The following is a 5,358-nucleotide window of genomic DNA, read 5'->3' as shown; positions in this document are numbered from 1 at the left end:
CGTAGGTCGTGATCGCATTGACTTCCTTGGCGCCGGCGAACAGCCGCTGCGTCGCACCCATGGAGGCGCCCGGCGCGATGGTGCGGCCTTCGCCGCGCACGCTCGCCTGGTAGACCTTGGTCGGGCCGTCGGTGCGCTCAGTGAAGGCGCCCGTATAGGCCTCATTCTGGTCGGGGATGGCGGCCGCCGCCCAGTACTTGTCGGTGATGCCGACGAAGCCGCCGGTGACGTTTGGCCAGGCTTTCCCCCTGGTGCCGGCATTGCCGTAGCCCGGCTCCTTGGCGACGTGGTCGTAGGTGTATTCCTGGAGGCCGTCGCCGCCGAGCACGCCGATCATGCCCTCGTGCAGGACGTAGAAGCCCTGCACCTGCGGTTTGCCCCAGCGCGAGACGAGGCTGTACGGGTACAGCGTCACGGCGTTCGCGCTCTTGTTCTCGACCTCGTCTCGGACGGTGAACATGAACTTGTCGTCGACGGCGAGCACGCGCTTGAAGATCAGGCCGGCGCCGTTGTCGAAGGTCAGCGTCAGCGGCGTACCGGGGGACAGGACGGAACCGTCGGCAGTCCAGACGGTCTCTCCGGTGGGGAGCGGCCCGGCATTCTGGCCGACCCAGCCGAACTCGGCGAAGTACGGGTTGGCGCTGCCGGTGGGCGAGAGGAGCACGATCCGTGGGCTCTTGTCGTCGACGGTCTCGTGGTAGCCCTTGAGCGACACGTCGTCGATGCGTCCGCCCTTGAGGGCGACCGAGCCGGCCAGCGCAGGCGTGTCGATGCGGATGCGCGGGGACCGGGCGAGCGCCGCGTCGCGCGTTTCGATCGTCTGGCCCGATCCGGCCAATGTGCCGGGAATCGGCGAGGACGGCTGGCCCTCCTTCGGGCTCGGGGTCGGCACCCCATCGGGTCCGCTCAACGCTTCACCCGTGGGGGCACGGCCCTGGGCCGCCGCCTTTTCCTGAAGCGCGGTCTGGCGCTGCTGCTCCACACGCGGCGCCGCGATGAAGTAGTTCCAGCCGAGCAGGACCGCCAGCGACAGGGCGATCGCGACGATCATGTTCGTCTTGTCATTACCCATCGGTCGATCCGTTACACAGGTTCGCGAGGAGGTTGGATGTCAGGCGGCATCGAGGGCGACTCGACGGCCGCACGTCGATGAAGCGATCCCGGCCCGCTGGCACTGGTGCCAGGTTCGGGCAAGCGACCGGATTTGCCGCCACGGCGCGATGGCGCATCGCCACGCCGCGGGCGTTTCCCGGAGTTGTCTCCGGATGGTGGCTTCGTGACTGCGTCGACGGCCCGACGAAGATCCTGAACCAGCTGATCGAACGGTGCGTGAAGGGTCGGCCTACGTGCCACCAGCACAATGTCCGCCGGGAGACGAGGCAGGTTCGGGGTGGCCGCGATGACGACGCTGCGCAGGCGACGCTTGATGCGGTTGCGCTCGGTCGCATGGCCGACTCGTTTCGTCACGGTCAGGCCGACACGAAGTCCTTGCAGCTCGGTGCCTGCGCGCAACATGCCCTGAGCCGTCATTCTTTCGGTATGGAAACGTCGGCCCCCTGCCACGGCGAGGAAGTCAGCTCGCCGCGTCAGGCGTTTAACCGCCGACGTCGTCAGGTCGATCGTGGCGGCACCTGCGTCGACAGCCTGCCCCACGATCTCGTCCAGTCCCGACGCGCCGCCAGCGGACGACGCCGGCAACCGATCAGGCCGAGAGCTTCTTGCGGCCGTGGGCGCGACGCGCCGCGATCACCTTGCGGCCACCGGCGGTCGCCATGCGGGCACGGAAGCCGTGGCGACGCTTGCGCACGAGCTTGCTCGGTTGATAGGTTCTCTTCATCGCGCGATCTCCGATGGACGAGGGCCGGTGCGGCGGACCGTGAGGCCCCGCGCGACATCCCCTGGCCTGCCCCAAGAATGTGTCTGCAAACGCGAAGTGCGCCCCCAGGGGGCGCGGCGTCGCGATGGCGCGGCTTATGGCGGAAGGGGTGGGTCAAGTCAATGTGATTTCGCCCCACCGGCTCCGTGCTCGGACCTGGGTCGAGCCCGGTTGCCCCGTCGCGAAAGCCTCGTCGACGACGACCCCGGAGGCAGGGGTTTAACGACTCGTTAACCATGTTCTACCAAACAGGCTCATGTCCAGGGTTCTGGACGTGGAGCTGACACGTCGTCCGCTCGCTCGATGCCTCCCTTAGACTTTCCACGTGCCGCCTTCATCGGGCGGCATTTTTTTGTGCCGTACACCTGCATCGCGGCCTCGACGGCCAATTTCCCCATCTGGACGGGCGTGCAGGCCGAATCGTGCGGATATGCCAGGGGCCCGGCACCTTCGCGGCAAGATTAACGTTAACCTGAGGTCAACGGCGCGCGGACCCGCTTTCGGCGTTAGGTTTGCCAGGAAGAGTGCCGACGCAGGGATCGTGTTCCAGAGCGGAACGGTGACGATCCAGCCGCGGCACAGGAGGCACCATGAACGGGTTCGACGTCACCTTCCGGGACGAGCGAGACTGGGTCGATTTCGGAGCGACCTATCTGGCGTCGGAGGCCTTCAAGGCGCTGTTCCGCGAAGGCATGGCGCTCGTCGAGGAATCGGCCGCTTACCTGGACGGGCAGGGCCGCGAGGAATCGCGCCTTCTCTCCCGCGACGGAACGCTCGCCTATGCCAGCGAGAGCATGCGGCTGACGACCCGCCTGATGCAGATCGCATCGTGGCTCCTCGTGCAGCGTGCCGTGGCCGAGGGCGAGATCAGTGCCGCGCAGGCGATGCAGGAGAAGACCCGCGTCCGCCTGACCACGCCGGACCTTCCCAGAGCCGATGCCGGCGCGGTCCTGCCGACCAGCCTTCAGGACCTCATCGTCCGCACCCGCCGCCTGCATGCGCGCGTGCTGCATCTCGACGGGCTGATCAGCGACGACCGCCCGACGCCGGTGGCCACGCGCAGCCCGGTCGCCGCACAGCACGATCTCCTTCGGACCACCTTCAAGACGGCCTATTGAGCGCGATCGCTCTTTGGCGGACCGAACCGGACATCCGGTCGGGATCCACGGCTCGACGTCATCTGTGCTGCACCGGATTTCGCCGAGGGCTACTTCCGGCTTTCGGGGCCGACGCGCCGAGAACGCGCAGGTCGATTGCATCCCAAAACGAAACAGGCGGCGCCCGGGAGGACGCCGCCTGTTTCGTGTCAGCCACTCGTCCTGGAGACGGGTGGGGCCGAGCCTTACTTCTTGCCGAAGGAGAGGCTGCCGAAGCGCGAGTTGAAGCGCGAGACGCGGCCGCCGCGATCGAGCATCTTCTGCTCGCCGCCGGTCCAGGCCGGATGGGTGTTGGGGTCGATGTCGAGGTTCAGCGTGTCGCCGTCCTTGCCGTAGGTCGACCGGGTCAGGTACTCGGACCCATCGGTCATCACGACCTTGATGAAGTGGTAGTCGGGATGCTCTGTCCCCTTGGCCTTGTCGGCCGCGCTCTTTGCCATGACGAAGTCCTTCAATAGCCACGCCGACCGGCCCGCCTGGCGGCCCGCGGCCATAGATCACGCGCAATCGGATGAAGCGGCGCCTATACCCCACCGTTCCGCATCGAACAAGCCGGCATGGAGGCCGACCTCGACGGTGCCGACCACATTTCTCTCAGGGCGGTCCGCGACCGTCGACAGCACCGAGGCATGATGGCCCGCAAATCTAACCGCAGCCCCGGCGAGGATCGCCGCGGCGACGAAGGCCGCGGAAAGGCCTCGCTGGGTTCACTGCGACCGCTGATCCCGTTCGCGACCGCCTATCGCGGCCGCATCCTGGCGGCGTTCCTGGCATTGCTGGTCGCCTCGGGAGCCACTCTCGTCGTCCCGATCGCCCTGCGGCGTGTGATCGACCACGGGTTCTCGCCCGAGGGCGCACCGATGATCGACGCCTATTTCGCCGGCCTGTTCGGGGTCGTGGCGGTGCTCGCGCTCGCCAGCGCCGCCCGTTACTACACCGTCGTGACGCTGGGCGAGCGCGTGGTCGCCGACCTGCGCAGTGCGGTGTTCCGGCGCCTCACCGTTCTCGATCCGGCCTTCTTCGACCGCTCGCAATCGGGCGAGATCATCTCGCGGCTGACCGCGGACGCGACGCAGGTCAAATCGGTGTTCGGCATCTCGATCTCGATCCTCCTGCGCAACGCCTTCCTGTTCGTGGGCGCCGTGACGATGATGGTGATCACGAGCCCCAAGCTCTCTATTCTCGTCCTCGTGGCGATCCCGCTCATCGTCTTCCCACTCATCCTGTCCGGGCGGGGGGTGAGACGGCGCTCGCGGGCGGCGCAGGACCGTCTGGCCGACGCCTCTGCCTACGCCTCCGAAGCGGTGGGAGCGATCCGCACGATGCAGGCCTTCGGCATGGGCCGGACCACCGCGGCGCGCTTCGCGCAGGCCTCGGAGAACGCCTATGCGGCGGCGCGCGATTCGGTCCGGGCTAGGTCGCTGCTCACAGGAGTCGCGATCTTCCTGATCTCGTCGAGCGTGGTCGGGGTGATGTGGTACGGCGCCCAAGGCGTCCTCGCCGGTACCATGACGGCGGGCCAGCTCTCGCAATTCGTCCTCTACGCGGTCTTCGGCGCGAGCTCGCTCGGCCAACTCTCCGAGGTCTACGGCGAGCTCGCCCAGGCGGCGGGCGCCGCCGAGCGCCTCGGCGAGATCCTGGCCGCCGAACCGGTGATTCAGGCCCCGGCAGAACCCCGTGCACTACCGGCCCCGCCGCGGGGCGAGCTCGCCTTCGATGCCGTGCGCTTCCAATACCCGACCCGGCCCGAGCACGCGGCCCTCGACGGCATCAGCTTCTCCGTCGCCCACGGCGAGCGGGTCGCCCTCGTCGGCCCGTCGGGCGCCGGCAAGACCACGGTGCTTCAACTCATCCTACGATTCTACGATCCGGCCTCGGGCAGCGTGCGCATCGACGGGGTCGACATCGCACAGGTGGATCCCGAGGCCTTGCGCGAGCGCCTCTCCCTCGTGCCCCAGGAGCCGACGATCTTTTCCGGTACGGTGTCCGAGAACATCCGGTACGGCCGCCCCGGCGCCACCGATTTGGAGATCCGCCGCGCCGCCGAGCTCGCCCATGCGAGCGGGTTCATTCAGGCCCTGCCGCAAGGTTACGAGACCCTGGTGGGCGAGCGCGGCGTGACCTTGTCGGGCGGCCAGCGCCAGCGCGTCGCCATCGCGCGTGCGATCCTGAAGGATGCGCCGATCCTGCTCCTCGACGAGGCGACCTCGGCTCTGGACGCCGAGAGTGAGCGGGCGGTGCAGACCGCCCTCGACACCCTGATGCGGGGACGCACCACCATCGTCATCGCCCACCGCCTCGCGACGATCCGCGCCGCCGACCGCA

5 protein-coding genes and 1 pseudogene are annotated in these 5,358 nt (G+C 68.0%); 2 read left to right on the top strand and 4 right to left on the bottom strand.

Annotation, left to right across the window (positions count from 1 at the left end):
- The 3 genes and pseudogenes from yidC to rpmH form a co-directional block, all read right to left on the bottom strand.
- Window positions 1-1,072, bottom strand: a pseudogene (gene yidC, locus ACFE7U_RS13785) (membrane protein insertase YidC); the annotation flags it as partial.
- 11 nt (window positions 1,073-1,083) lie between these two features.
- Window positions 1,084-1,653: a ribonuclease P protein component gene (gene rnpA / locus ACFE7U_RS13780; protein ID WP_375410291.1), complete on the bottom strand. Its 570-nt coding sequence runs from the start codon at window positions 1,651-1,653 to the stop codon at window positions 1,084-1,086.
- A gap of 49 nt (window positions 1,654-1,702) precedes the next feature.
- Complete coding sequence (gene rpmH / locus ACFE7U_RS13775; RefSeq protein ID WP_055947927.1) at window positions 1,703-1,837, bottom strand: 50S ribosomal protein L34; 135 nt, start codon at window positions 1,835-1,837, stop codon at window positions 1,703-1,705.
- Between the two features lie 629 nt (window positions 1,838-2,466).
- Here rpmH and ACFE7U_RS13770 point away from each other — a divergent pair.
- Complete coding sequence (locus ACFE7U_RS13770; protein ID WP_375410290.1) at window positions 2,467-2,994, top strand: DUF1465 family protein; 528 nt, start codon at window positions 2,467-2,469, stop codon at window positions 2,992-2,994.
- Window positions 2,995-3,218: 224 nt separating this feature from the next.
- Here the strand turns inward: ACFE7U_RS13770 and rpmE are convergent, their stop codons facing one another.
- Window positions 3,219-3,473, bottom strand: a complete 255-nt coding sequence (rpmE, locus tag ACFE7U_RS13765) for a 50S ribosomal protein L31 (protein WP_375410289.1) — start codon at window positions 3,471-3,473, stop codon at window positions 3,219-3,221.
- A gap of 192 nt (window positions 3,474-3,665) precedes the next feature.
- Between rpmE and ACFE7U_RS13760 the strand changes: the two genes are divergently transcribed.
- A partial coding sequence (locus ACFE7U_RS13760; protein ID WP_375410288.1) for an ABC transporter transmembrane domain-containing protein occupies window positions 3,666-5,358 on the top strand: 1,693 nt, incomplete at its 3' end.

Source organism: uncultured Methylobacterium sp. (assembly GCF_964251405.1).
Lineage (GTDB): Bacteria > Pseudomonadota > Alphaproteobacteria > Rhizobiales > Beijerinckiaceae > Methylobacterium.
The sequence above is the reverse complement of the archived record's forward strand: the minus strand, read 5'-3'. Positions and strand labels throughout refer to the sequence as shown.

What these genes read in the sequence shown, in the direction of transcription:
- rpmH (WP_055947927.1), bottom strand. Translation starts at nt 1,837, where the DNA reads ATGAAGAGAACCTATCAACCGAGCAAGCTCGTGCGCAAGCGTCGCCAC.
- ACFE7U_RS13770 (WP_375410290.1), top strand. Translation starts at nt 2,467, where the DNA reads ATGAACGGGTTCGACGTCACCTTCCGGGACGAGCGAGACTGGGTCGAT.
- rpmE (WP_375410289.1), bottom strand. Translation starts at nt 3,473, where the DNA reads ATGGCAAAGAGCGCGGCCGACAAGGCCAAGGGGACAGAGCATCCCGAC.